Origin of the sequence: Halomonas sp. AOP25-F1-15, from assembly GCF_052378675.1 — a bacterium.
GTDB classification, from domain to species: Bacteria; Pseudomonadota; Gammaproteobacteria; order Pseudomonadales; family Halomonadaceae; genus Vreelandella; species Vreelandella casei.
The window spans coordinates 434,516-459,795 of sequence record NZ_JBQSXV010000003.1 but is presented as its reverse complement, the minus strand read 5'-3'; the positions used below and the strand labels follow the sequence as shown (position 1 = coordinate 459,795).

The window sequence follows — 25,280 nt, the reverse complement described above, 5'->3', positions numbered from 1 at the left end:
ACTTTGTTGTTAATACTGATGGTTACTGTTGACGGTTAATATTGATGATTAATGTTGACGGTTAATGCGAGTGACGCGGTACATCAGAGCCTCGGCAGCCGACCAAAAAGTCAAAATCACAGCCTTCGTCCGCTTGCAGCACATGTTCGATATAAAGCTGGCGATAGCCGCCCTGGCTGGCGATGACCGTTGACGCTGCGGTGGGGTCGCTCTCGGCCAGGCGCGAGGCAAGCTCGGCATCGCTAATATCCAGGTGCAGCCGCCCACCGTTGCAATCAAGCTCAATCATATCGCCGTTACGCACGGCCGCCAGCGGGCCACCTGCGGCCGCTTCTGGTGCCACATGTAACACCACGGTGCCATACGCCGTACCGCTCATACGCGCATCGGAAATACGTACCATGTCGGTAATACCCTGAGCCAGAATCTTCGGCGGCAGGCCCATGTTGCCCACTTCCGCCATGCCGTGATAGCCGCGTGGGCCGCAGTGTTTCATGACCAAAATATCGTCGGCTTCAACGTCCAGATCCGGGTCGTTGATGCGCGCTTTGTAATCGTCGTAATCCTCAAACACCACCGCACGACCGCGATGCTGCATCAGTTCTGCCGTTGCTGCCGAAGGCTTTAGCACCGCACCATTGGGAGATAGGTTGCCGCGCAGCACGCAGATGCCGCCGTCTACCGTCAAAGGATTATCCAGCGGGCGAATCACTTCGTCGTTATAAAGCGGGGCGTCCTGGACGTTTTCCCAGAGAGTTTTGCCGTTAACGGTTAATGCATCTTTGAAGGGCAGCCGGTCGGCTTCGCCCAGGCGTTTGAGTACCGCTGGCAAGCCACCCGCGTAGTAGAACTCTTCCATCAGGAAACGGCCCGACGGCTGCAGGTCAACCACCGTGGGCGTGCCGCGCCCTACCCGGCTCCAGTCGTCTAGCGTGAGATCCACACCGATCCGCCCGGCGATCGCTTTTAGGTGAATCACTGCGTTGGTGGAGCCTCCAATCGCCGCGTTGGTACGAATGGCGTTATCGAAGGCTTCCTTGGTGAGAATTTTGGAGAGACGCAGATCTTCATGGACCATCTCAACAATTCTGTTACCGGAAAGATGTGCCAGCACATAGCGGCGGGAATCTACCGCGGGAATTGCCGCATTATGGGGTAGCGAGGTACCTAATGCCTCCGCCATACAGGCCATTGTGGAAGCAGTGCCCATGGTGTTGCAGGTACCGGCCGAGCGTGACATACCGGCCTCGGCGGCCATAAAGTCGTGCAGCGATATTTCGCCCGCTTTAACCTGTTCAGAGAGTTTCCACACCACGGTGCCAGAACCAATATCCTTACCTTTGTGCTTGCCGTTGAGCATCGGCCCACCGCTGACCACGATAGTGGGAATATCGCAGCTCGCTGCGCCCATCAGCAGCGCCGGGGTGGTTTTATCACAGCCCACCAGCAGCACCACGGCATCCATCGGGTTGCCGCGAATGGCTTCTTCGACATCCATGCTGGCTAAATTACGCGTAAACATCGCGGTCGGGCGCAGGTTGGACTCGCCGTTAGAAAACACCGGAAACTCGACCGGGTAGCCGCCCGCTTCTAAAATGCCCTTCTTAACGTGCTCTGCCAATTTTCGAAAATGCGCGTTGCAAGGCGTCAGCTCTGACCAGGTATTGCAGATACCGATAATCGGTTTGCCCTGAAACTCATGGTCGGGGATGCCCTGATTTTTCATCCAACTGCGGTACATGAAACCGTTCTTATCAGCGGTACCAAACCACTCGGCAGAGCGCAGTTTTGGCTTATTAACATTTGATGAATCACTCATATTCTTCTCCTCGGTCTCGAACTGCCTGCAGCTCAATGTTTTTATTAGTGGTCAATCCATACAGGTTTGGTGACGCTATTAGTCACAACATCTTAGTTACACCAGTGAGAACACCAGCCACGCTAAACCAAACGCCATCAATGAAATTCCGATTGAAATGACGGTCCAGGTCTTCAGCATGGTTTTGGTATCCACACCTAAAAAACGACCTACCAGCCAGAATCCAGAGTCATTGACATGAGAATAACCAATGGCACCCGCGACGATGGCCACGGCAATGCAGGCTGCGGGCAAGCCTGAAAGCGATGGGTCTGCCAATACAACGGGCGCCATAATTCCGGCGGCCGTAGTGCCAGCAACCGTTGCCGAGCCTTGCGCAATACGGATCACTGAAGCGATCACGTAGCCTGCCAGGATGATCGGCAAGCCATAGCTTTGCAGGCTATCGGCCAACGCGTCACCGATACCACTGGCGGTCAGTACGCCGCCAAACATGCCGCCTGCGCCGGTGATTAAGATGATGCTACAAACAGGCGATAACGCTTGTTCAACCGTCTCATTAATAGAACCAATCGCTTCACGCTGTGGCGAACGAAGCACCAGTAGCCACATAGCAATACAGGTACTGATAAGCATCGCGATGGGCGTTTCACCGATCAAGATCAACCCTTGAATCAGCGGATTGTCTGCATCCACCATGCCGCTATGAGAAAGTGTCGAAAGGCCCGTATTGAGGAAAATAAGTACCAGCGGCAATAGCAGCACCAGTAGTACGGTACGAAACGCGGGGCGCTTGTCTGCCGGCACTTCTGCATTGCTTCCGCCCATAAGATTGGGCACCGCTTGAAACGGCATACGATTGGCCAGTATCAGTGACAGCCGGTACCCCATCAGATACCACGTCGGTAATCCAACAAGCAGGGCGATAAACAGCACTTGCCCAATATCCGCTTGAAGAAAAACGGCGGCGGCAACCGGCCCAGGATGCGGCGGCACCAGCGCATGCATCACCAAGAAGGCGCCTGCAGCCGGTAACCCATAGAGTAATAAAGACGCTTTTAGCTCTCTTGCCACGGAATAAATGACCGGAAGCATGACAACGAATGCGGCATCAAGAAAAATGGGAAAGCCAAATAACAGGCAGGCAATGGAAAGCCCTAACGGCGCCCGGCTATGGCCAAATAGCTTGATCAACGTATCGGCCAGCACCTGAGCGCCGCCGGATACAGCGACAATCCGCCCTAGTACCGCACCAAAGCCAATTAATAGCGCAACGTTGCCTAGCGTCTTACCAAACCCTCCTAAAAGCGTCGGCACCAAGTCTGCGCCGGAAATACCTGTCGCCAATGCAGTGCCAATACTGACGATAACAAGCGCAAAAAATGGATGAAGGCGTACTCTGATAATTAACAACAGCAAAATGATAATGGCAGCAGCTGCGATCAGCATAAGCGCTAACGTTGAAGCCCCTGCTGCTTGCGTCGTTTCTAGCATGGCGTTTTTTCCTAAAATTTTGTTGTTATTGGTGTTGCCGTTACTGGCAATCACCAAAGCAAGCCCACTATAGGCAGCCACGCAATAACCAACCAATGCCAAAAACTGCCAATATCGATATACTTTTAGTTATCACGCACACAACAAGGCTTATTCCATGGGCGTACTCGATGAAAACTGGTTTCTCCACGTGAGACTAAAGTTGCGTCACTTTCAGTTATTTTTGGCGCTTGATGAGCAGCGTAATCTGCATAGGGCAGCGGCTCAGCTCAACATGAGCCAGCCCGCGGCCTCAAAGCTACTCAGCGACCTAGAAACAAATCTGGGGATTCGTTTATTTGATCGACACGCCCGCGGGTTAACACCTAACTGGTACGGCGAAATAATGATTCGCCACGCCCACAGCATACTGTCGGCATTACGCCACACCGGCGAAGAGCTAAATGCATTACGTGACGGCAATGCCGGAACGGTTGCCGTCGGTACCGTGATGGCACCAGCGGTCACGCTGCTCACCAGCGCTATCGAGCGCGTGCATAGAGAACGGCCAGGGTTAAAAATTCGCGTTGATGTCGATGTCAGTAAAACACTCGTGCCGCGCCTGCTTGAGGGCGAGCTAGATTTTGCGATTACACGGATCCCGGCAGGCTTTGATATAGAGCGCTTCGTCTTTGAAGAAATTGGCGAAGAAGAACTCTGCTTTGTATGTCGTCAAGGCCACCCACTAACCGACAAAACGTCACTGAGCTTGACCGATATGGCGGACTACCCATGGACGCTACAGCCTGCTGGCGCCCTCATGCGCCAGCGTGTAGACAGCCTCTTTTTGCATCATCAGGTAGCGCCCCCTAGCCAGATAGTAGACACCGCCGATGTGCTGCTCTCGCTCGCGCTGGTTGATAAATCAGACACGATCACCGTCACCACCCGGGAAACCGCCAATCTGCTATGTGCACCGCAGCGCTTTCACCTATTGCCGTTTAGCGAGGCGCTCAGCGTTCAGCCATACGGGCTGGTAAGCTTACGCAATCAGCGCCTCTCACCCGGTGCCGCCGCGTTAATGAGCACACTGCGTGACATTATCGCGTTAGGATCCTCTCCTGCGGCACCACATCATGGCTGTGATGATGATCGTGCGTTATGAAGAGGCTCTCGCTGATCTAGATTTTTGGTAGCGATACGCCTTAACCAGAAGAGGCGAACACCACAACACAATCACAGCAATACCCAGCCCCGCGCTGATGGGGCGCGCGAAAAAGCTAGTTAAGTCGCCACCGGTGCGCAGCATTGCGCTCATAAAATTATTTTCGACCGTTGAGCCTAGCACTAGCCCCAGAATGGCTGGCGCCATTGGGAATCCATTGACGGCAAGCACATAAGCCACCAGCCCAATCACCAGCATTATCCAAACATCGACAATGCTGTTATTGATCGCAAACGCACCAACGATACAAAAGCATAAGATAATCGGCATTAAGACGCGGCTGGGGGTCAGGATAAAGAACTTCGATAACCTAATCGCCATATAGCCAATGGGAAGCATCATTAAGTTAGCGATGATAAACACGATAAATAAGGCGTAGATCAGTCCTGAGCCATCCATAAAAATGGTGGGACCAGGATTCATGCCTTTCATGTACAGCACGCCAATCACGATAGCAGTAATGGAATCACCCGGAATACCGAACACCAATGCCGGCACCCACGCCCCGCTCAGGCCGGAGTTATTCGCAGAGCTTGCATCAACAATGCCCTCTATATGCCCGGTGCCATACTTCGCTTTGTCTTTCGACCGGCTTTTGCCCACGGCATAGGCAATCCAGGCAGCAATGTCGGCCCCTGCGCCGGGCAACGCGCCAATCAATGTACCGATTGAGCTGCCGCGTAGCATATTCCGCCAATAGCGCTTCGTATGTCTCGGCACGTTATGAAACACGCTGTCCGTGGCAACAATATTGATGGTCTTTTTCTCAGACTTTGAGCTGTAGTAGTTCATCAGCTCATTCAGAGCAAACATACCAATCATCACCGGTATAAAGTTGACCCCCGCCATTAGGTCAGGCACGCCAAAGGTAAAGCGCGGAGCACCACTCATCATATCGAGACCGACGGTCGAAAGCAGAATACCAAAGAGCAATGAGAGAAAGGCTTTCGTTTTAGAGCCAATCGAAATAAATATCGAACAGCTTAAACCCAATACCGCAAGCCAAAAGTATTCAAACGCACTGAACTTTAACGCCACTTCCGCTAAAGACTGAGCCACCACAATTAAGATGACAGTACCAAAAATGCCGCCGAATACTGAGCAGATTAAGTTGATACCTAATACTTCTCGTGCCCTGCCTTTTTTCGCCAGCGAATACGACTCTGTCACGTAAGCCGCCGATGCCGGCGTTCCCGGTATATTTAAATAAGTACCTGGAATATCACCCGCAAAAATAGCCATTGCTGATGTCGATACAATAGCGGCGATAGCCGGCGTCGTATCCATATAGAAGGTCACCGGGACTAGCAGCGCCACGGCCATGGTCGCCGTTAGGCCAGGCACGGCGCCGACGAAGATGCCAAATAGCGAAGCCGCTATGATGACTAACATAGTGTCTAGCGTTAAAACTAACGCAAAGCCATTAATCAAAGCGTCCATGGCAAGCTACCCCCTAATAAAACGCCTTGAGGTAACGGCACTAAAAGATAGTGTGAAAAAATAAAATAAATAGCCAGTGAGACACCGACGGAGGCCGCCACGGCGACGTATAAGGCCGTTTTTCTTAGCATCATGAGTGAAAACATAATGATCATCATGGCAAACAGCGCGCCGATGTAAGGGCTTGCCAAGACGTAAAAAACAATCATTAGCGGCGGCAATACCATTACCCAGCTTTTTTTGCCTGTTGGGGGCTCAGCACCTTCTAACTCAGAGGCGTTTAGTGCTGATGTTTCAAAAGCGTTGTTTTCAAAAGCGCTAGTTTCAAAAGCGTTGGTTTCTAATTCTGTGGTTGCTAGTTCAGCGCCTTGTAATTCACCTTGCATCATTTGATCAGCCCCCCTGTGCCTTTGCCACATTCCGCTCAACATGAGAACGACGCCGCCGATACAAAATCCCCCTCCAACGATGGAGGGGAAAAGTGAGGGCCCGAACTGGAGACTAGGTAGGGTGGGAAACTGCTGAGCGATGAAAATGGTCACCACCCCAGCAATAACAAACCCTATTCCGATGAGGACATCCCGCATTTTCTTTCCTTAGTTAGCTAGGCCAACTTGCTCAACGATCTCGCCGAAAACGGTATCCATGTCTGCCATCAGCTGGCCAAAGTCTTCAGCATTGCGCCATTCAGTACCGAAGCCTTGCTGATGCATAAAGTCTTGATACGTATCGCTGTTGTAGGCGGATTCCAGCGCGGCCTCAAGCGTGGCGACAACCTCTGGGTCCATCCCTTTGGGGCCTGCAATGCCGCGCCACTCACCTACTTGATAGTTACTGTCAAGCAGTTCTTGGGTGGTAGGAATATCGGGAAAGCTATCAATACGCTCAGGGGACATAACGGCGAAACTTTTGACGCGCCCAGCTTCCATCATTGAGCGCGCTTCTGGCACTGAGCTGGGCACAATATCAATGCCGCCGGACACTAGCTCAATCATCGCTGGCGCAGCACCCTCACTCGGGATCCAGATCACTTGATCTGCAGGGACACCTTGATCCATCAAGAAGCCCGCAAAGGCCAAGTGCCAGACGCCGCCTTGACCCGTACCAGACGCGGTGAAGGTGCCTTTGGGCTCGTTCTTAATAGCATCAATCAGATCTTGAAGACTTTCATAGGGGGAATCGGCGGCGACCTGTATGCCCGGAAAGTCATAGTTGACCTGAGCAATCGGTGTAAAATCTTCATAGGTAAGGTCGGTTAAACCCTGCCAGTGCATCATATTGACTTCGCCTGTTGCTAAGCCAATCGTATAGCCATCTGGTGCGGCGTTAATCATCGCGGTATGGCCCACCACGCCACTGCCACCGGTGCGGTTTACCACGTTAACTTTTTGCCCGATTTCATCTTCAAGCGCGCGCGCAATCGTGCGCGCTGTCGCATCGGTACCGCCGCCGGCCGCCCAAGGTACAATCAGCGTGATAGGACGTTCAGGGTAATCGGCCAGAGCCGCACCTGATGCCACCATCACCGCCGCGGCAACACCTGAAACAAGCATAGATTTAAGAGAATTATTTATAGTTGTCATATTCACTTTCCTTTGGTCATTGGTTGCTTAGCGTCAATTATCTTTTTTGGAAACGTCACGGGTTAATGCTTTAGGGCTTTCTTTTCTAACAACGTCTGCTTTCTCAGTGAAATAGGTGGGGAGACCTATCGCTTAGAAAGCGTCTTTAAGCATGTTGTAAAAATCTTCTTTCGATGGCGCTCGGGGATTGGTCGCCGTGGAGTGATCTTCTAATGCCCACTGAGCCAGTTGATCCAGGTGCTCTTCCGTAACCCCCATTTCGCTTAAACTAGCGGGCATTCCCAATGTCACATTGAGCCTTTCAAACGCTTTTACTAAATCGTCATCAGGATTGAGGCCCATAGCGTCTTTGAGGCGAGCAAATTTCTCCTCACAGCCGGGCTGATTAAACTTAAGAACAGTAGGCATCAACACGGCATTTAGCGTGCCATGGTGAAGCTTTAACTCATGCAGACCTCCTAACGCATGAGACAAGGAGTGCACCGCACCCAGCCCCTTCTGAAAGGCCATCGCCCCCTCCAGGGCTGCCATCATCATTTCGTTTCGAGCGGTTAGGTTTTCGCCGTTTTCAACGGCTTCTACCAGATATTGGCTGGCACGCGTCAGCCCATCCAAAGCAATCGCTTCAGCGGGAGGATTTATCTTGGGACTTAAAAAGGTTTCCACGCAGTGAGCGATGGCGTCCATACCCGTAGCAGCGGTCAAGAAAGGCGGCAAACCGAGTGTTAGCCGAGGATCGCAGATAGCCACCGCAGGAATCAGATACGGGGAAAGAAAGCCGAGCTTACGATTATCTTTCATCGTAATTAAGGAGGCTCTGCCTACCTCACTGCCGGTGCCGGCCGTTGTCGGCACCGCTATTAAGGGCAGCACGTCTGCATTAATTTTTGCAACGCCGCCTTCAATCGCAGCGTATTGGCGCAGTGGCGCGGGATGATTAAAAAGTAACGCGACCGCTTTAGCCAAATCGATGCTGGAGCCCCCACCAACGGCCACAATGCCATCGCAGTCATTTTCCTTTAAAAACACCAAGGCGCTTTCTACGGCTATTTCCGTTGGGTTTGAAGGAGTGCCATCGAAAACACAGGCATCTGCTTCAAGGCATGCAGCCTCAATGACTTGCGCAAGAACGGGGGTAGCGCTGAGGCCTTTATCCGTCACAAACAGCGGCCTTTTCACCTTCAACAGGTGCAGCTCGTTGGCTAGCTCCGCAATGGCATGCTCACCAAATTGAATTTTAGTCAGGTAGTTGATGATATAAGGCATTGTAATTTCTCATTATTATTGGGTGCAAAACAAAACACCAATGCAGACTCAAAAGGTGTCATACAGTATGACTGCACAACAACAGTCTAGTAACGTATTTTGTGCCTGCCAAGCCCTTTACGAAAAAATACTCTTTACCAATAAGGCCCATGGCTAAAGCAGCTAATACCTGCCTTGCACTTAGTCGCTGAGAGCAATCTAGAACAAATGAACATTGCATTCAATGACCATTACATAGGACGATAGTCTAATCGACGTACGCGGCCTGCTTGGTAGAGTGCTCCCACAATGATCGCTTTTGAGCCTGTGCCTAGTCATCGCATCAAAAGCCCAACAATCAGTTTGAGGTAAACGATGGAACTCATTAATTCCCCGTCCGTTATTATTCATCTAAACCCAAGAGATAACGTAGGCGTTGCCTCAACAGCGGTACCGGTAGGTGTTCCCATTGATAAAAATGGCACCTTAGCCACAGAGAATATCGATGCGGGTCATAAAGTTGCGTTAACTAATATCAAAAAAGGTGAGGCCGTTTATAAGTATGGCCAACTGATAGGTCTAGCGTCGCAGGATGTACAGCCCGGCGAGCACGTGCATACTCACAATCTCGCTATGATCGAGCTAAATTCTTCATTAAAAGATTTCAAGCCCCACTCGAAAACCGAAACAGCGCCTTCTTCTCGCACGTTTCAAGGCTTTCAGCGTGCTGATGGCAGCGTAGGTACACGCAACTACATTGGTATTCTTTCCACCGTTAACTGCTCTGCTACGGTGGCTAAAGCCGCCGCCGATATCCTTAATCAATCAGATGACTTAAGCCAAATGGGCTTCGACGGCGTCGTGGCGATTACCCATGGTTCGGGTTGTGCTATGAACACTGACTCCGAGGGTTTTACCTTCCTTGAACGCGTGATCGCGGGCTACGCACAGCATGCTAATTTTGCCTTCGTGCTTATTATTGGCCTGGGCTGCGAGACAAATCAGGTTAAAACGCTCGTTAAGCGCCAAGGCTTAGAAGACTCCTCAAGACTTGCCTACTTCAATATTCAAGACGCGGGCGGCACGCGCACTAGTATCAAAACAGCCTGCGATCACGTCATGCAGATGGCGGCTCAGCACGGCAAAATACAGCGCACGCCGGCTTCCATAGAGCACCTGGTGGTGGCGTTACAATGCGGGGGCTCGGATGGATATTCAGGTATTACCGCTAATCCAGCGCTTGGCCATGCCGCCGATCTCATCGTGCAACAAGGCGGCAGCGTCATCCTAGCTGAAACCCCTGAGATTTATGGCGCGGAAAACCTGCTGATTGACCGTTCTATCGATGAAAGCGTCGCGCAAAAACTACTGGATCGGATTACTTGGTGGAAGCATTACACTGAGATTAACGGTGCCGAGTTAAACAATAACCCTTCGCCTGGCAATAAAGCGGGGGGGCTTTCAACGATTCTAGAAAAATCGCTGGGCGCCGTCGCAAAAGGCGGCAGTTCAAGCCTTAACGATGTACTGCAATATGCAGAAAAAATCACTGCGCGCGGCTTTAACTTTATGGATAGCCCAGGCTACGACCCAATTTCCGTGACCGGCCAAATTGCGTCCGGGTCAACGGTGGTGTGCTTTACCACCGGGCGGGGGTCGGTGTCAGGTTTCAAACCAGCGCCCTGCCTTAAGCTCGCCACCAATACGCCCATGTATGAGAAAATGCATGAAGATATGGATATCAACTGCGGTGTAATCGTCGATGGTACCGGCAGTGTAGAAAGCGTTGGGGAAGAAATTTTTGAACGCATTATCGCGATTGCTTCAGGTGACATGAGCGCAAGCGAATCATTGGGTTACGGTAATAATGAGTTCGTTCCTTGGCTGATAGGTGCCGTCACCTAAGCGTTGTTTCAAGAGCAATGGGCTAATCATGACACAAACGCTGCGCGACCAACTTTATACGGCTCTTAAGCAGAGCATTGTTGGCAATCGCCTTGAATCGGGCCTGGTACTGCTTGAGGGCAACATAGCGGCGCTATTTAGCATTAGCCGCTCCCCCGTTCGTCAAACCTTAAGCCGGTTACACGAAGAACAGTACATCTGCCGCTTCGAAGGGCGCGGTTATTTGGTGGGTGCATCACCTGGCGAGATCGTCCGGCGCCCTCTTAGCGAGCGGGATTTCAAGCAGCTGGGCTATGCCCCGAAAGTAGATCGTACCGTTTCCTGGCAGGCGCATATCGACGGCGTGGAACATGACATCGTTCTATGTTCGATTAAGGGCGCATTTGAGCTCAACGAGCTGCAGCTTTCAAAATCACTCAACGTCAGTCGCACGGTCACTCATCAGATTCTGCACCATTTACGGTCCATCGGGCTGGTCGAAAAGATTAAATACAATAGCTGGAGCGTTGTGCCTCTCGACAATGGGAGGCTACACAATCTTTATGAAGCACGCCGCCAACTAGAGCCTTATATGATTGTCCGCGCGGCGCGCCATATGCATGAAAGCACGCTCAACGGCTATATTGCCAAGCTTAAAGATGCCGCCGATAACTACCCTAATATTAAAGGTGAGCTACTCGATGCGTTAGAAAACGACCTCCACCATAGCGCCGTTAGCTTAGGCGGCAATCAGGAGGTAATGGATATGCTTAGGCGCACTCACCCTATTTTACTCATCAGTAAACACCTGCTTGGGCGCGTACTTAAACTCCCCGACCAAGATCCTTTTTTCGATGAGCATTTATGTATCTTCGAAAATATACGCCAACAGCGGCCAGAGCAGGCGGGTAAAGCACTGGTAACGCATTTAGAGCGCTCGGAATCTAAAGTGCTTGATCGTCTTATTCACTTTAGAGAATCGGGAGATATCGATATACCGCCTTATCTGCGGCAATAATTAAAATGGACAGAGGAACCAACAATGACAATGTCACAGACTATCGGCTTTATTGGCACAGGCATTATGGGCGCGCCTATGGCGGCACGCTTGGCTAAAGCGGGGCACAGAGTGCGTGTTTGGAATCGCACGAAAAACAAAGCCGAAAGCTTAGAATCAACGGGCGCCAGCATCGTCGAAACGCCTATAGACGCCGTGAGCGGCAGCGATGTGGTGATCGTCATGCTCAGCTCAGGGCCTGTTTGCGATGACATTTTGTTAGGTACCAATGGCCTGCTTCAATCCATGCGGCCGGGTGCGACCTTAATCGTCATGAGCTCCATTCCCGTCGATACTGCGCGTCGCCAAGCGGCAGAAGCCGCCACCTATCAGGTCCACTATTTAGACGCACCGGTGTCCGGGGGTGAGCAAGGCGCCATCGACGGCAGCCTGGCGATTATGGCAGGAGGTGACGCCGCCGCCTTTAAAGCTGTCGAACACATCCTCTTATCGCTCGGCCGGCCGGTACACGTGGGCCCCGCTGGCAGCGGTGAGCTGGTTAAGCTGGCGAATCAGATGATTGTGGCCAATACCATCGCTACGGTGGCAGAAGCCATATTACTTGCCGAACGCGGCGGCGCTGACCCGGCGCAAATGCTGGTGGCGCTCGAAGGCGGCTTTGCCGACTCAACGATTCTCAAGATCCACGGCAAGCGCATGGTACAAGAAAATTTTGCCCCGGGAGGCCCATCAAAGTGGCAGCTGAAAGATACCCAAACGGCCATGGCATTAGCCGAAGAGCTGCGACTTAAGCTGCCGGTATCGTCATTGGTCAATGGGCTTTATGAAGAGCTCGTCGCTCAAGGCGATGGCGAGCTGGATCATAGCGCCTTGATACGTCAACTCAGACGACACAATGAGTAACTGAACCTGCCAATAACAATTTTTTGAAGAGCCATCTTGTGAAGGACAATCTCGTGAAGAGCCATCTTGCGAAGAACTACATGTGAAGAACCTCATGTGAAGAACAATCGTATGGAGAACAATGACAATGAGTAAACAGTACGACGTACAGGCAATCATACAGTTCAGCACCCAGCTACTGACAGCCGCGGGCCTTGATGATGACAAAGCGCAGGCGGTAGCCGACATACTCGTGGAAGGCGACCTGATGGGCCATACCACCCATGGCCTGCAGCTGCTTTCACCTTACCTCGGCGAGATTCAGTCAAGCCGGATGCCGGTCTCCGGCGATTACGAGGTAATTTCCCAGCGTGCCGCCGTAGAGACCTGGGACGGGCGCTATTTGCCTGGCCCCTGGCTGATCATCAAGGCCATGGAAACCGCCGAAGCGATGGCTCGCTCATGCGGCACGGGAACGGTTGTGATTCGACGCTCAAACCATATCGCTTGTTTGGCGGCGTATCTCAAGCGCGCTACCGATCGAGACCTGGTGGTCGTCATCGAATCCTCCGACCCGGCGACAAAATCCGTGGCCCCTTATGGCGGTTTAGCCGCCACCCATACGCCCAACCCGATCGCCGTGGGCTACCCCACCGACTCAGGCCCCGTTTTGCTGGATGTCAGCACGTCTATTACCACCAACGGCATGGTGGGCCGTCTTCACAAGCAGAGCAGTCAGTTGCCTTATCCGTGGTTGAAAGACCACCAGGGGAACGCGACGGATCAGCCCGGCGTGCTGTTTGATGAACCCAAAGGCAGCATCATGCCTATCGGTGGGCTTGACCATGGCCACAAGGGATATGCCCTAGGCCTCATGGTAGAAGCCTTAACGTCTGGTTTAGCCGGGTTTGGGCGTGTGCAGGCGCCTACGCAATGGGGCGCCTCTGTCATGGTGCAAGTGCTGGACCCAGAAGCCTTTGCTGGATTAGCAGCCTTCAAGCGCGAAACAGGAGCGCTGGCCGATGCTTGTCGCAGCAACCCCGTTGCCGAGGGCAGCCCTCCGGTACGCATCCCCGGAGAACGCGGGCTCGCCCTGCATAAACGCTATTCACAAGAAGGCGTGCCATTACCAGAAGGCGTATTCGAAGCGCTGTCTGAATGGTCGGAGCGACTGGGTGTCGCTTTTCCTGACGCACAGTAATGGCTACCACCGATCTAACTCAAACGTACTGATTTAGCTCAAACGTACTGATCTAGTTCTGGTGCACTGACCTTATTACAGGCACGTTGAAGCAACTGCTTAGAGGCGATTATGAAACAGGAACGCATAGGTTTTATTGGGCTCGGCTTAATGGGCAAGGAAATGGCCGGAAACATCGTACGTAACGGCTACCCGCTGGGCGTTATGGCTAACCGCAACCGCGCCCCCTTAGAGGCACTCTGTGCTGAAGGCGCGGTAGACGTCAGCAGTGCTTCGGAGATGGCCAAAAACAGTGACATTGTGTTTATCTGCGTCAAAACATCCGAACAGGTGAACGAGATCGTGACCGGCCCCGATGGACTACTCGCGGGTAGTCATGAAGGATTAATTATTGTCGACTGCTCTACCGCACACCCTGAGTCGACGGAACGCCTTGCCGAAAAAGTCGCGCAGCAAGGGGTCATGTTAGTGGATGCGCCGCTCGCGCGAACGCCTCGCGAGGCGCGTGAAGGCCGGCTCAATGTCATGCTGGGGGGCGACGATGCCACGGTGGCGCGCCTCACTCCGGTGATTAAAAGCTTTGCCGAAAATATCTTCCACGTTGGCAAGGTGGGCTCTGCGCACAAGCTAAAGTTAATCAATAATTTCCTGTCGCTAGGTGCAGCGGCGCTGGTGAGCGAAGCCGCCACCATGGCCGCCGCCATGGATGTTCCCCAGCAAAAAATATTGGAAATCTGTTCTCAAGGCGGTGCTAACAGCGCCATGCTGGCGCCCGTAATGGAATGGGTACTGCAAAGAGAATGTACCAAACTGCAGTTCAGCCTCGGTAACGCTGATAAAGACATGCGCTATCTGGCTGAAACATTAACGTCTTATCAGCTAACGTCGAGTATGCTGCCGCCGCTTTGCGAGTTTCTTTCACAGGCGAAAAGCGACGTGGGGGAAGAAAGCTTCGTTCCTCAGGCTTACGACAGCTGCCTGCAGCGCAATGGCATCGCTGCAGGCAGCTGACGCTACACTCACTCAATAAATGCGTCGGTCGTCGCGCGATGGCCGTATAAAAAAGCATCAGCGACTTGGCGCAGCGGGGCTACATCCACCTCGCTACGCCCGTTTGCTACAAGATCTACAAAGTGCGCGTAAAGCCCGGGGTACTCACGTTCCTCGGCCTCAATAATCAGCTCATCATCAATTTCTAAACGACAGCCCCCCTGAGTGAGGCTCAAACGGCTGCCGTCGCTGTCGATATGAATATCCCAGATTTGCGGACCGGTTTGGCGAAAATCAAAATTCGCCTCAATTACCGCGCCGCGCGGGTCGGTGAAGGCTAACTCTGCAGCAATCGGAGTTTGAGCGTTACTGGGCACTAGCAGCTGCGCTTGGCGCAAGAAGAACGGCTGGGGCAGTAGTTCAGTGGCTATTGAAAGCGCGTTAATACCGGGGTCAAACACGCCCATCCCACCCGGCTGCCAGATCCACGCCTGGCCTGGGTGCCACACCCGCACATCCTCTTTCCATTCGATCATAACGCGTTGAACCTGGCGCTCTGCCAGCCACTGTTTAGCCTGCGCCACGCCGGGCGCAAACCGCGAGTGCCAGGCCGCAAAGAGACTAACGCCCTGTTCGCCAGCGAATGTAATCAAGTGCTCCACTTCACTTAGCGTCGCCCCTGGCGGTTTCTCAAGCAGCACGTGTTTACCGCGCAGCAGCGCCGCACGTGCCTGGGAGTAACGCAGATGGGCCGGCGTGCAGATCGCCACGGCAGAAATCTCAGGGTGCGCGTCCAGCATGGCATCCAGGTTCGCATAGGACGGTACATCGTCTAGCGCTGCATGGGGGTCAGCCACGGCCGCGAGCCGACAGTTTGGCGTCGCAGCAATGGCCGGCAGATGCTGATCACGGGCAATTTTACCCACGCCAACCAAGCCGATGGTAACGTCAGACATATGCAGGCCTTATTTTGATGACAGAAGCTTAATTGAAAAAAACGGGTAAAAGAGCTCAAGGAGCCGTATGAGGTAGCTCAACGCTGCGCCCTAAGGAGCTAGCGCTATGCTCAAGCCCAAGCGCCTCTGCGGTGCCTGCCAATACGGCCTGTGCTGCTAGAAAAGCGTCGCGCGGGCGGCGCAGGCGAATACTTTCCATCAGTTGGCGGTGACGTTCAAGACTGTCTTCAGGGTCAGAGGCGCTCTGGTTAGACATCGACACCAGCAGATAGATGGAGGGCCGTAAAATATGTGACAGCTGTGCCCAGACGATATTGTGTGTGGCTTTAAAGATAGCCTCATGAAACGCGATATCACACTCGCTGTGCAGCCGACGTTCTTCTTCGCAGGTCGCGTTGCGCAAATTCTGCCCAAGCCCCTCAAAGGCTTCTTCAATGGCAACAAGGTCGCGGGCGGTGGCACGTTTGGCGGCGGTCATAGCCACGTAGGGCTCTACATCAAGACGAAAAGCGAGAATCTCACGCTGAATATCAGGGTTGGGCGCCGCGTATCGGGTTAACCAGTCGGTTACCTGGGCATCAAGAATATGCCACTCTGAGTACTCACGCACTTTAGAGCCATGGCCAGAAATACGTTCGATAATTCCCGCATCCACCAGTTGGCGCAAGTCGCTACGCACCGCTGAGCGGTTGATAGCAAAACGTTCGCATAGATCTAGTTCACGCGGAACAAAGTCGCCAGGATGATAGTTACCGCCAAATATCTCTTCGGCGAGGTATTCAGCGATACTAGGGCGAGTCAGTGGCTTGCTAAGAGATAACGTCACTGCGATAGGTCCCTATTTCAATGGCTGCCAATCATAGCGTACTTGACCGGTCTGCCGTTATGGGCGAATCCAGCTGCAACGCCGCCCGCTGCCTCAGCTCTAACCGCCTTTCGTAAAGCCCCTTGGCCAGTAAAGTGCCGAGTACCAGGCCTCCCCCCAATAGCGCCACGGGGGCGGGCTGTTCTTTCAGAATCCACCAGGCCAACAGCGTGCCCAGCACCACTTCCAGCAACAGCAGCAGGCCCACTTCGGCCGAAGGAAGATACAGCGGCCCGCGCTGAAGCAGCGTTACACCGCAGGGCAAAATGACCAGGCACAGTAGAACCACCACCGAGAGCTGATTGACCGTGGGCAGCGTCGTTTCACTGCCCGCCAGCCAAAACAGCCCGGCAACGCTGCCGACAATAATACCGTTAAAGACCAGCATCGGACTCATGTCGACCCCTGGGCGCGTACGGCACAGGGTAAAGTTAATCGCCAGCGTCGACGCCGCCATTAGGGCAAACGCGTTGCCCACCCAGGAGCCAGCCCCCACGTCATCAAGCGCGATCATGGCAATACCGACCATGCACAGTGAAATGGCCAGCCATGTTCGTCCGGGCAAACGCTCTTTGAGGATGATCCAGGAGAGAACGGCGGCAATTAACGGCGCGCTGGCCAGTATCATCAATACGTTACCCGCCTTGGTATATTGATTGCCCAGCACGAAACCACAGCTCGTCAGACTAAACAGTAGCGCCACGGCAATACCGGTCCAGCCACAGCGCCGATAGGCCGCCAGCGTGCCGCGGCCGTAGCGCATTAACGCGATAAGCAGAAAGCCCAACGCCGAAAGAAAGCCGCGCCACATTAGGATCTCGGCATCGGGAAGATCAGCCACCTTAATCAGCAAAGCATCGGGCGCCATGATGATCGCACCGCCACCGGTCAACAGCAGACCCTGCTGACGATGCGATAAGTTATTAAACCGGCTCATCGAATACCTGTCCTTTTAGTGGCTCATCCTTTTAGTGGCTAATCCTTTAGTAGCTAGCCCTTAAAAACATCGCGCTTTTAATGATTGTCTCTAGGCGGATGCAGACGGGCAACATCGCGGTACTTGGTTGCGGGTTCCAGCGTCATGCCGCGGTCCAGCGGCTCAATCATGCTGCGCTGAATCTCTTGCCAAGGCGTTTGATGGCCTGGGTAGCGATAACCGCCCTGCTGGGCTAAACGCTCACGGCGTGCGTCCAGCTCAGCGGGCTCAATCAGCAGCTGCACCTCGCCACGTTTGAGATCAACCCGCATCCGGTCGCCACTTTCAAGCAGCGCTAAACCACCGCCGGTCGCGGCTTCAGGCGAGGCATTAAGAATGGAAGGTGAACCCGACGTGCCCGACTGGCGACCATCGCCCAAACACGGTAGTGATTCGATACCTTGTTTGATTAGCGCCTCCGGTGGCTGCATGTTGACCACTTCGGCACCGCCAGGATGGCCCACCGGGCCTGCGCCGCGCATGACCAGGATAGTACGGGCGTCGATGCCTAATGCCGGGTCATCAATGCGGGCGTGATAATCCTCAGAGCCATCAAACACCGCCACCTTCCCTTCAAAGGCTTCAGGGTCGTTGGGGTCGTTTAGGAAACGCTCGCGAAAGTCACGGGAGATTACGCTGGTTTTCATCAGCGCCGAGTCAAACAGATTGCCCTTAAGATTAAGGAACCCGGCATGCTCGACCAGCGGGTCGGCGTAGCGGCAGATCACGTTAAGATCCTGCGTTTCTCGACCTTGAAGATTCTCACCAATAGAGCGGCCATTCACTGTCAGCGCCCCGCCGTGCAGCTTGCCGGCCACATTAAGCTCGTGCAGAACGGCGGGCACCCCGCCTGCGCGATAAAATTCTTCGCAGAGAAATACGCCAGCGGGCATGACGTTCGCCAGCAGCGGAATTTCATACCCCAAACGCTGCCAGTCGTCATTATCTAGTTCAATGCCTGCATGGCGGGCAATGGCGTTAATGTGTACCGGCGCGTTGGACGAGCCGCCCAGTGCAGAACAGGCAACGATGGCGTTTTCGAACGCTTCGCGGGTCAGGATATCCAGTGGGCGCACGTCCTCCCAGACCATATCGACAATGCGCGTGCCGGTATCGTAGGACACCATTGCGCGCTCTTTATACGGCGCGGGAATTACCGCCGAGCCGGGCAGACTCATGCCCAGCACCTCAGCCATAGAGTTCATGGTGGACGCAGTGCCCATCGTATTGCAGTGGCCAATCGAAGGCGCTGAATCACTGGCGCGGGAAAGAAATTCCGCGTAGTCGATATCGCCTGCCGCCAGGCGTTTGCGCAGCTCCCAAATAATCGTTCCCGAGCCTACGCGCTCAGCCCCGCGCCAACCGTTAAGCATTGGCCCACCGGAAAGCACAATCGCGGGGATATTCACCGTCGCTGCCGCCATGAGCGCCGCGGGAGTCGTTTTATCGCAGCCGGTGGTTAATACCACACCGTCTAACGGGTAGCCGTGCAGAATCTCGACTAATCCCAGATAGGCAAGGTTGCGGTCTAGCGCGGCAGTAGGCCTGCGTACGTTTTCGTGAATGGGATGCATGGGGAATTCAAAAGGCACCCCGCCTGCCGCACGAATACCGTCTTTAACGCGCTTCACCAAATCAATGTGATGACGGTTGCAGGGGGTTAAATCAGAGCCCGATTGGCTGATGCCAATAATCGGCTTACCGCTGGTTAACTCATCCAGCGTGATGCCGTAATTAAGATAGCGTTCAATACAGAGCGCTGTGGTGCCCGGATGATCGGGATTATCAAACCAGTAGCGTGAACGCAACTGTTCAGACGTAATACGATGAGAACTGGCCATGGTGTCACTCCACGCCTAAAGTGAAGAAATAAGAAAATAATGCCGTGACGTTACGCGTTCTCACCTCCAGCGTCGATACATACAAAAGTCTATGTTGAACATATGTGAAAAAAGTTCCACATTAACCTCCAGTGTTTGCGGTAGCGATGCGCTCTTAAGGGCTATTTATTTAGGGCTATTTCTTTTAGGGCTAGGCTCTAGGTGACGGCATTCTGGAGAATATGTCTGCCTGACGCGTATGGCCGCTTACGTAAAACAACAACAGTTATCGCTTTGCCGGTTTCTTGAAATACGCCGCGCACAGCCATCAGCACCTCGCCAGGAGAACTAATACAATGCAACATTTCTGGAAGCGCACCCTGTTAGTGACCGGTGCCACCCTGCTCAGCTCAAGTATCGCTTACGCCCAAACGCCTGATTTGTCAGATCCGCCTGAAATTGAAGGCGCGGTGGTGGGTGACCACGGCAAGGTGACGATACGCATGGGGCTGGGGCTGGCAGAGACCTCGCCTCAATACATTTCTAGCCGTTATTTTGCAGACATTCTCGACCAGCGCAGCGAAGGGCGCATCAGCGTTAACCTGTTCCCTAACAGCCAGCTCGGCGATGACGTGCAGATGATGGAAATGCTGCAAACCGGCACGCTGGACATGACGTATCCTTCGTCTTCCCCCGCGACCGGCTACGTAGCAGAACTGGCCGTTTTCGATTTGCCTTTCTTGCTTCCGACGCGCGAAGCGGCCGTTGAAGCCATGCGCAGCGATGCTGCTCAAGAGATGCTCGATGCGTTTGATGGCACTGGCATTAAAGCCCTGGCCTTCGCTGAAAACGGCTTCCGTCAGCTCTCTAACAGCGCGCGGGAAGTCTCCTCGCCTGAAGACGTCGCTGGCTTAGACGTACGTGGTCTGTCGGTGCGTACCATGGAAAATCCGGTGCACCTGGCCATTTGGCAAGCGCTGGGCGCCAACCCTACCCCCATGGCTTTCGGTGAGCTTTTCTCTGCGATGGAACAGGGCGTCGTTGATGGCCAAGAAAACCCATGGAGCACCATTCTGACCTCCAACTTCTATGAGGTGCAGGATTACGGCTCGGAAACTCGTCACGTCTACACGCCGTTCATCCAGATGATGTCTCAGCGTACCTGGGATCGGCTCGACCCCGAGTATCAAGAGCTAGTACAGGAAGCCGCACTGCAGGCAGCCGATTATGAAATTCTGCTTTCTAGCGAATACGACGACTGGGCGCGCGACCAGCTTGAAGAGCGCGGCATGCAAGTCACGCGTCTTGATGACGAGCAGATTGCTGCTTTCCAAGAAGCCGTACAGCCGGTCTACGCCGAATGGGCACCGCGCATTGGTGAAGATTTAGTGGCTGAGTTCCAGCGTCTTGCTGAATCCTCTATGGCCGAATCGTCTACAGAAAAGTAAGCGTCCTTGACGGTAAGACCGACGTTAATGTTCGGTCTGCTATTGCAGGACCTCCTCTCAATAGACGTTCTATTGAGAGGTTAGGCAAGAGGCATAGGCCTCTTGCCTTTTCGTTACTCGCCACTTCGGAAAGCTCATGGACACACCCAATACTCCAATTCCTGATACCGCGGCATATTTTGATGATCCCCAACGCCAACCGCTGGAAATTGAACCCGAGCAGCGTCGCGGCCCGGCGATATTTCGCTGGCTGACTCAGGCGATGGAACATGTGATTGCCACCTTGCTGGTCGCCTTGATCATTTCCGTATCAGCGAATGTCGTCGGCCGCGCGGTGTTCAACCGATCGCTGCCCTGGGCCGATGAGCTGGCGCGAATGCTGTTTATCTGGCTGATATTTATCGGTGCCGCCGCGGCCTTTGCCCGCTACGAACATATTGCAGTTGATATTTTGGTCCGCAAACTAAAACCGCGGGCCGCCCATATGCTGTATTTATTCCAGCACGTGGTTATCACCGCGCTGATGGGCGTCATCATTTGGGGTGGATGCTTGGTGATAGCTCGCGCTTCAAGCCGCACCGCGATTCTCAATGTGCCCTGGAATATCATTAACGTTTCGCTAGTCCTTTGCGCCGTGTTTATTGCCGCCGTGTCTATCTGGCGCGCCTGGCAGAGCGTGCAACAAATTCGCTCGCCTAGCGTTACTATCACGCCTGCTGGAGATCACTAATCATGCTATGGATCTTTTTAGGCATTCTTTTCGCCTCCCTGGCACTTGGCCTGCCCATCGCATTTGGCCTAGGCATTGCCGCCGTCATTATGGCGCTACTGTCTGACATTCCGCTCTCGATCATGATTGAGCAGTCTATCCGGGGCGTTAACAGCTTCCCACTACTGGCTATTCCGTTCTTTATTCTGGTCGGTGAAGTAATGAGTAACGGCGGCATAGCCCGCCGCTTAATGGACCTAGCCGGTGCCTTAGTCGGCTTCGTACGCGGCGGTTTAGGCCAGGTCGCTATTACCGGATCCATGTTCTTTGGCGGCATTAGCGGTTCAGCCGTGGCAGACACGGCAGCCACCGGCGCGATGATGATTCCGTCGATGACCAAACAGGGATATACCGCGCCTCAAGCAACCGCAATCAATACCGTTTCATCGGTTATCGGCATCATTATTCCGCCCTCTATCCCGCTGATTTTGTTTGGCATTGTCACAGAGACGTCAATTAGCCGCCTGTTTATTGCTGGCATTGTACCCGGCATATTGATTGCGGCCGGCCTGATGGCGACAACCTTCATCATGGCGACCATTGGCCATGCTGGCCAAACCCGTAAGTTCCGTCTTGATGTGCTCTGGGAAGCTTTTAAAGCAGCATGGCTGGCGCTGGTGCTACCCGTGATTGTGATTGGCGGCATTATCGGCGGCGTATTCACCGCCACCGAAGCGGCCGTTGCGGCGCTGCTTTACTCACTGTTTATCTCGCTGATCGTGTATCGCGAATTCAAGATAACTGAGCTGTGGGGAATGCTCATCCGTACCGCCCGTTTGACCGGTATGGTGCTGCTGTTACTGGCGTTTGCCACCGTTATTGCCTGGTTTTTAACCATTAATATGGTGCCGCAAACACTGGTCACTCAGGTACAGGCGATCACACAAGATCCTTTCCTACTGCTGCTGATAGTGGCGGGCCTACTGCTGCTGGTGGGGTTTGTAATGGATCTAACGCCAGCAATGGTCATCATGGCGCCCATGCTAACGCCCATCGTTACCTCGGTAGGCGTTGATCCGGTGTATTTCGGCGTGCTGATGTCGTTCATTTTAGGCATTGGTCTTTTGACACCGCCGGTGGGCACTTGCCTTTATGTCGGCTGCGGCGTCGGTAAGGTTTCCATGGAACAACTTGTCAAAGCGATGCTGCCCTACTACGCCGCGCTGCTTGTAGTACTGGTTATCCTGATCGCCTTCCCCGGCATCGTGACGTGGCTGCCTGACCTGACTGCCGTGCGCGGTAACTAAGTATTTACGCCCAGTATTTGCGCCCAATAAAATCAATAGCGACAAGGTGATCAGCACACCGATCACCTCACTACGTATTACGCTAGATCGACAATAATGCCCTTTAATAGGAGACCAGCATGACACTGCAAGGCACACTGCTTATCGGTCAACAGACCGTGACAGGCACACAGGATGAGATCCACGCTATCAATCCCGCTACCGGTGACGTACTTGAGCCAGGCTATCGTGGCGGCAGCCGTTCCGACGTGGAACAGGCCTGCAAACTTGCTGATGCGGCGTTTGATCAGTATCGCGAGACGTCACTTGAGACACGCGCACACTTCTTAGAAACCATTGCTGATGAAATTGAAGCCATTGGCGCCGACTTAACTGAGCGTGGTGTCGCCGAATCGGGCCTTCCTAAGGCTCGTCTTGAAGGCGAGCGTGGCCGTACCTGTGGCCAGCTACGGCTTTTCGCTGCTGTTGTACGCGCGGGAGAATGGCTGGATGTACGCCACGACCCTGCACTGCCAGAGCGCCAGCCGATGCCCCGCGCTGACCTGCGTCAGCGTCACATCCCGCTAGGCCCAGTGGCTGTTTTTGGCGCCAGCAACTTCCCCCTCGCGTTCAGCGTCGCGGGTGGCGATACCGCGTCTGCGCTAGCTGCAGGCTGCCCGGTGGTTGTTAAAGGCCATTCGGCACACCCTGGCACGTCCGAATTAGTGGGTCGCGCCATTCAGCGTGCGGTTGCTAAGTGCGAGTTGCCGGAAGGCGTCTTTTCGCTGCTGTTCGGTTCAGGCAAAGAGATTGGCCAGGCGCTAGTGGCCGACCCGCGCATCAAAGCCGTTGGGTTCACCGGTTCACGTAGCGGTGGCACTGCATTAATGGCCACCGCACAAGCACGCCCCGAGCCGATTCCTGTTTATGCTGAAATGAGCAGCATCAATCCCGTGTTCCTAATGCCAGAGGCATTGAAAGCTCGCGGCACTGCGATTGCAGAGAGTTTTGTGGCATCGCTAAACATGGGAGCAGGCCAGTTCTGTACGAACCCTGGCCTAGTCGTTGGCCTTAAAGGCGCTGACCTTGACGCCTTCGTAGCAACAGCGGGTGACGCGGTAAAAGCCAGCGCAGCCCAAACGATGCTGACACCCGGCATTCATGAGGCTTATCGAAGCGGTGTGAATGAGCTTTCGGGCAACGCTTGCGTTAACGAAGTCGCGCGTGGACAAACCAACGACGGCCCGCATAGCTGCCAAACTGCTTTATTTACCGCTAGCGCCCACGACTTCTTAACTCAAGAAGCGCTGCAGAGCGAAATCTTCGGATCTGCATCACTGGTGATTGAGTGCCGTGACAGCGATGAAATGCAGCGCGTGGCCGAACAATTGGAAGGCCAATTGACCGCGACACTGCAGCTAGACGATAGCGACTTAGATGCCGCTAAACGCCTAATGCCCGCACTGGAACGTCGCGTGGGCCGTATTATGGCCAATGGCTGGCCGACCGGCGTGGAAGTGGGTCATGCGATGGTACATGGCGGCCCCTACCCGGCCACGTCTGACAGCCGGACGACGTCGGTGGGCAGTGCTGCGATTTATCGCTTCCTGCGCCCTGTCTGCTACCAAGACTTGCCAGCAGGCCTGCTGCCCGAAGCGCTGCGCGATAGCAATCCGTTTAACGTTTCCCGCTTAATCGACGGCAAGCGTGAAAGCTAAGGGGTATCAGACAAGCGTCTTTTAAGCTGCATGTACGTGCCGTAGTGACGGTCGAGGTGGCGCCGCATGGCTGCCTCGGCCGCATCAGGGTCGCGTGATTCAATGGCATCAATGATCTCAGTGTGCGCAGCGGTCGCAGCCTTGTCTTCATCCTTTTGCTGCAACACATGAGCACGCCGATCATCTAGCCACTCGGAAAGCGCCACATGGATAGCATCAAAAATAGGGTTACGTCCGATACTCGCCAATACACCATGAAAGTCGTTATCAGAGCGCTTGAAGCGCGCTTCGTCACCAATAGCATCACGGTTGGCTTGTAAGGCTTCACGCAGCCGCGTCAGATCCTCATCGCTGGCGTGACGAGCGGCGTAGCGGGCTAGCGATATTTCAAACGTAGCCCGAGCTTCCTGGAAGTATTGCTGTCCAGCCGGCTTCGAAAGCAGCTGCCGTGTCACCCCCGAAAGCCTCGCCATCACCGCATCGGCCGTAGGGCGAATGACTCTGGCACGCGTGCCGCTGTTGATCGCAATCAATCCCAGCTGCTGCAAATGGAACAACGCTTCGCGCACCGCGGGTCTACCAACGCCAAACTGCTCCATCAGCTCTCTTTCTGAGGGCAACTGATCATTCTCGCTCAGCCGCCCCTCAAGAATCTCCGCCTCAAGCTGTTCAGCGACCTGTTCGGAAAGCGTTTTGCGCTCAATCCGGTATCTGCTCATAGGCAGTCGCTCCTCGTTAACCT

General features: G+C 54.0%; 21 protein-coding genes. 10 read left to right on the top strand and 11 right to left on the bottom strand.

Annotated elements, in window-relative coordinates; translation table 11 throughout:
- Positions 1-61 precede the first annotated feature (61 nt).
- Positions 62-1,819, bottom strand: coding sequence for an IlvD/Edd family dehydratase (locus ACT3TF_RS08025; RefSeq protein WP_096277841.1), 1,758 nt, complete (start codon positions 1,817-1,819; stop codon positions 62-64).
- A gap of 96 nt (positions 1,820-1,915) precedes the next feature.
- Positions 1,916-3,313, bottom strand: a complete 1,398-nt coding sequence (locus ACT3TF_RS08020) for a GntP family permease (RefSeq protein WP_441685407.1) — start codon at positions 3,311-3,313, stop codon at positions 1,916-1,918.
- Positions 3,314-3,470: 157 nt separating this feature from the next.
- On the opposite strand from ACT3TF_RS08020, the gene ACT3TF_RS08015 reads away from it, so the two are divergent.
- Entirely contained in the window at positions 3,471-4,457 is a 987-nt protein-coding gene (locus tag ACT3TF_RS08015; RefSeq protein ID WP_444671978.1) for a LysR substrate-binding domain-containing protein, read from the top strand.
- On the opposite strand, the gene ACT3TF_RS08010 is transcribed toward ACT3TF_RS08015, so the two are convergent.
- The 4 genes from ACT3TF_RS08010 to ACT3TF_RS07995 all read right to left on the bottom strand — a co-directional run bounded on the left by ACT3TF_RS08010 (position 4,452) and on the right by ACT3TF_RS07995 (position 8,806).
- Positions 4,452-5,957: a tripartite tricarboxylate transporter permease gene (locus ACT3TF_RS08010; RefSeq protein WP_444671977.1), complete on the bottom strand. Its 1,506-nt coding sequence runs from the start codon at positions 5,955-5,957 to the stop codon at positions 4,452-4,454. The genes ACT3TF_RS08015 and ACT3TF_RS08010 overlap by 6 nt on opposite strands.
- On the bottom strand, positions 5,945-6,544 hold the full coding sequence (locus ACT3TF_RS08005; RefSeq protein WP_444671976.1) for a tripartite tricarboxylate transporter TctB family protein: 600 nt from the start codon (positions 6,542-6,544) through the stop codon (positions 5,945-5,947). Before ACT3TF_RS08005 ends, ACT3TF_RS08010 begins: the two co-directional genes overlap by 13 nt.
- A gap of 9 nt (positions 6,545-6,553) precedes the next feature.
- A complete protein-coding gene (locus ACT3TF_RS08000) occupies positions 6,554-7,540 on the bottom strand; it encodes a tripartite tricarboxylate transporter substrate binding protein (protein ID WP_096277832.1) in 987 nt (328 codons plus the stop codon).
- 132 nt (positions 7,541-7,672) lie between these two features.
- Positions 7,673-8,806, bottom strand: a complete 1,134-nt coding sequence (locus ACT3TF_RS07995) for an iron-containing alcohol dehydrogenase (RefSeq protein ID WP_444671975.1) — start codon at positions 8,804-8,806, stop codon at positions 7,673-7,675.
- Between the two features lie 354 nt (positions 8,807-9,160).
- On the opposite strand from ACT3TF_RS07995, the gene ACT3TF_RS07990 reads away from it, so the two are divergent.
- The 5 genes from ACT3TF_RS07990 (at position 9,161) to ACT3TF_RS07970 (ending at position 14,781) form a co-directional block, all read left to right on the top strand.
- On the top strand, positions 9,161-10,690 hold the full coding sequence (locus ACT3TF_RS07990) for a UxaA family hydrolase (protein ID WP_444671974.1): 1,530 nt from the start codon (positions 9,161-9,163) through the stop codon (positions 10,688-10,690).
- 28 nt (positions 10,691-10,718) lie between these two features.
- The gene (locus tag ACT3TF_RS07985) at positions 10,719-11,687 is read left to right on the top strand and encodes a GntR family transcriptional regulator (RefSeq protein ID WP_444671973.1); all 969 of its coding nucleotides are present in this window, start codon (positions 10,719-10,721) and stop codon (positions 11,685-11,687) included.
- 24 nt (positions 11,688-11,711) lie between these two features.
- Positions 11,712-12,590, top strand: coding sequence for an NAD(P)-dependent oxidoreductase (locus tag ACT3TF_RS07980; RefSeq protein WP_444671972.1), 879 nt, complete (start codon positions 11,712-11,714; stop codon positions 12,588-12,590).
- 127 nt (positions 12,591-12,717) lie between these two features.
- Positions 12,718-13,770 carry an Ldh family oxidoreductase gene (locus ACT3TF_RS07975; protein ID WP_444671971.1) on the top strand — a complete coding sequence of 351 codons (1,053 nt, stop codon included), beginning with the start codon at positions 12,718-12,720 and terminating at the stop codon, positions 13,768-13,770.
- A 111-nt stretch (positions 13,771-13,881) separates the two neighbouring features.
- Positions 13,882-14,781 (top strand): NAD(P)-dependent oxidoreductase, encoded by a 900-nt coding sequence (locus tag ACT3TF_RS07970; protein WP_444671970.1) that lies wholly within the window; start codon positions 13,882-13,884, stop codon positions 14,779-14,781.
- An 8-nt stretch (positions 14,782-14,789) separates the two neighbouring features.
- Here ACT3TF_RS07970 and ACT3TF_RS07965 read toward each other — a convergent pair whose 3' ends face one another.
- The 4 genes from ACT3TF_RS07965 to ACT3TF_RS07950 form a co-directional block, all read right to left on the bottom strand.
- Entirely contained in the window at positions 14,790-15,716 is a 927-nt protein-coding gene (locus ACT3TF_RS07965; protein ID WP_444671969.1) for a Gfo/Idh/MocA family protein, read from the bottom strand.
- Positions 15,717-15,771: 55 nt separating this feature from the next.
- Entirely contained in the window at positions 15,772-16,542 is a 771-nt protein-coding gene (locus ACT3TF_RS07960; protein ID WP_096277815.1) for a FadR/GntR family transcriptional regulator, read from the bottom strand.
- A gap of 31 nt (positions 16,543-16,573) precedes the next feature.
- Positions 16,574-17,518: a DMT family transporter gene (locus tag ACT3TF_RS07955; protein ID WP_444671968.1), complete on the bottom strand. Its 945-nt coding sequence runs from the start codon at positions 17,516-17,518 to the stop codon at positions 16,574-16,576.
- A gap of 77 nt (positions 17,519-17,595) precedes the next feature.
- On the bottom strand, positions 17,596-19,398 hold the full coding sequence (locus ACT3TF_RS07950) for an IlvD/Edd family dehydratase (RefSeq protein ID WP_444671967.1): 1,803 nt from the start codon (positions 19,396-19,398) through the stop codon (positions 17,596-17,598).
- A gap of 335 nt (positions 19,399-19,733) precedes the next feature.
- On the opposite strand from ACT3TF_RS07950, the gene ACT3TF_RS07945 reads away from it, so the two are divergent.
- The 4 genes from ACT3TF_RS07945 (at position 19,734) to ACT3TF_RS07930 (ending at position 24,538) form a co-directional block, all read left to right on the top strand.
- Complete coding sequence (locus ACT3TF_RS07945; RefSeq protein ID WP_096277809.1) at positions 19,734-20,825, top strand: TRAP transporter substrate-binding protein; 1,092 nt, start codon at positions 19,734-19,736, stop codon at positions 20,823-20,825.
- Positions 20,826-20,961: 136 nt separating this feature from the next.
- Complete coding sequence (locus tag ACT3TF_RS07940) at positions 20,962-21,555, top strand: TRAP transporter small permease (protein WP_096277806.1); 594 nt, start codon at positions 20,962-20,964, stop codon at positions 21,553-21,555.
- Between the two features lie 2 nt (positions 21,556-21,557).
- Positions 21,558-22,841 carry a TRAP transporter large permease gene (locus tag ACT3TF_RS07935; protein WP_441685425.1) on the top strand — a complete coding sequence of 428 codons (1,284 nt, stop codon included), beginning with the start codon at positions 21,558-21,560 and terminating at the stop codon, positions 22,839-22,841.
- Between the two features lie 119 nt (positions 22,842-22,960).
- Positions 22,961-24,538, top strand: a complete 1,578-nt coding sequence (locus tag ACT3TF_RS07930) for an aldehyde dehydrogenase (NADP(+)) (protein WP_444671966.1) — start codon at positions 22,961-22,963, stop codon at positions 24,536-24,538.
- On the opposite strand, the gene nanR is transcribed toward ACT3TF_RS07930, so the two are convergent.
- Positions 24,535-25,257, bottom strand: coding sequence for a transcriptional regulator NanR (gene nanR, locus ACT3TF_RS07925; protein WP_096277800.1), 723 nt, complete (start codon positions 25,255-25,257; stop codon positions 24,535-24,537). The two genes, ACT3TF_RS07930 and nanR, sit on opposite strands and share 4 nt — an antisense overlap.
- Positions 25,258-25,280 lie beyond the last annotated feature (23 nt).

What these genes read in the sequence shown, in the direction of transcription:
- ACT3TF_RS08025 (WP_096277841.1), bottom strand. Translation starts at nt 1,819, where the DNA reads ATGAGTGATTCATCAAATGTTAATAAGCCAAAACTGCGCTCTGCCGAG.
- ACT3TF_RS08020 (WP_441685407.1), bottom strand. Translation starts at nt 3,313, where the DNA reads ATGCTAGAAACGACGCAAGCAGCAGGGGCTTCAACGTTAGCGCTTATG.
- ACT3TF_RS08015 (WP_444671978.1), top strand. Translation starts at nt 3,471, where the DNA reads ATGGGCGTACTCGATGAAAACTGGTTTCTCCACGTGAGACTAAAGTTG.
- ACT3TF_RS08010 (WP_444671977.1), bottom strand. Translation starts at nt 5,957, where the DNA reads ATGGACGCTTTGATTAATGGCTTTGCGTTAGTTTTAACGCTAGACACT.
- ACT3TF_RS08005 (WP_444671976.1), bottom strand. Translation starts at nt 6,544, where the DNA reads ATGCGGGATGTCCTCATCGGAATAGGGTTTGTTATTGCTGGGGTGGTG.
- ACT3TF_RS08000 (WP_096277832.1), bottom strand. Translation starts at nt 7,540, where the DNA reads ATGACAACTATAAATAATTCTCTTAAATCTATGCTTGTTTCAGGTGTT.
- ACT3TF_RS07995 (WP_444671975.1), bottom strand. Translation starts at nt 8,806, where the DNA reads ATGCCTTATATCATCAACTACCTGACTAAAATTCAATTTGGTGAGCAT.
- ACT3TF_RS07990 (WP_444671974.1), top strand. Translation starts at nt 9,161, where the DNA reads ATGGAACTCATTAATTCCCCGTCCGTTATTATTCATCTAAACCCAAGA.
- ACT3TF_RS07985 (WP_444671973.1), top strand. Translation starts at nt 10,719, where the DNA reads ATGACACAAACGCTGCGCGACCAACTTTATACGGCTCTTAAGCAGAGC.
- ACT3TF_RS07980 (WP_444671972.1), top strand. Translation starts at nt 11,712, where the DNA reads ATGACAATGTCACAGACTATCGGCTTTATTGGCACAGGCATTATGGGC.
- ACT3TF_RS07975 (WP_444671971.1), top strand. Translation starts at nt 12,718, where the DNA reads ATGAGTAAACAGTACGACGTACAGGCAATCATACAGTTCAGCACCCAG.
- ACT3TF_RS07970 (WP_444671970.1), top strand. Translation starts at nt 13,882, where the DNA reads ATGAAACAGGAACGCATAGGTTTTATTGGGCTCGGCTTAATGGGCAAG.
- ACT3TF_RS07965 (WP_444671969.1), bottom strand. Translation starts at nt 15,716, where the DNA reads ATGTCTGACGTTACCATCGGCTTGGTTGGCGTGGGTAAAATTGCCCGT.
- ACT3TF_RS07955 (WP_444671968.1), bottom strand. Translation starts at nt 17,518, where the DNA reads ATGAGCCGGTTTAATAACTTATCGCATCGTCAGCAGGGTCTGCTGTTG.
- ACT3TF_RS07950 (WP_444671967.1), bottom strand. Translation starts at nt 19,398, where the DNA reads ATGGCCAGTTCTCATCGTATTACGTCTGAACAGTTGCGTTCACGCTAC.
- ACT3TF_RS07945 (WP_096277809.1), top strand. Translation starts at nt 19,734, where the DNA reads ATGCAACATTTCTGGAAGCGCACCCTGTTAGTGACCGGTGCCACCCTG.
- ACT3TF_RS07940 (WP_096277806.1), top strand. Translation starts at nt 20,962, where the DNA reads ATGGACACACCCAATACTCCAATTCCTGATACCGCGGCATATTTTGAT.
- ACT3TF_RS07935 (WP_441685425.1), top strand. Translation starts at nt 21,558, where the DNA reads ATGCTATGGATCTTTTTAGGCATTCTTTTCGCCTCCCTGGCACTTGGC.
- ACT3TF_RS07930 (WP_444671966.1), top strand. Translation starts at nt 22,961, where the DNA reads ATGACACTGCAAGGCACACTGCTTATCGGTCAACAGACCGTGACAGGC.
- nanR (WP_096277800.1), bottom strand. Translation starts at nt 25,257, where the DNA reads ATGAGCAGATACCGGATTGAGCGCAAAACGCTTTCCGAACAGGTCGCT.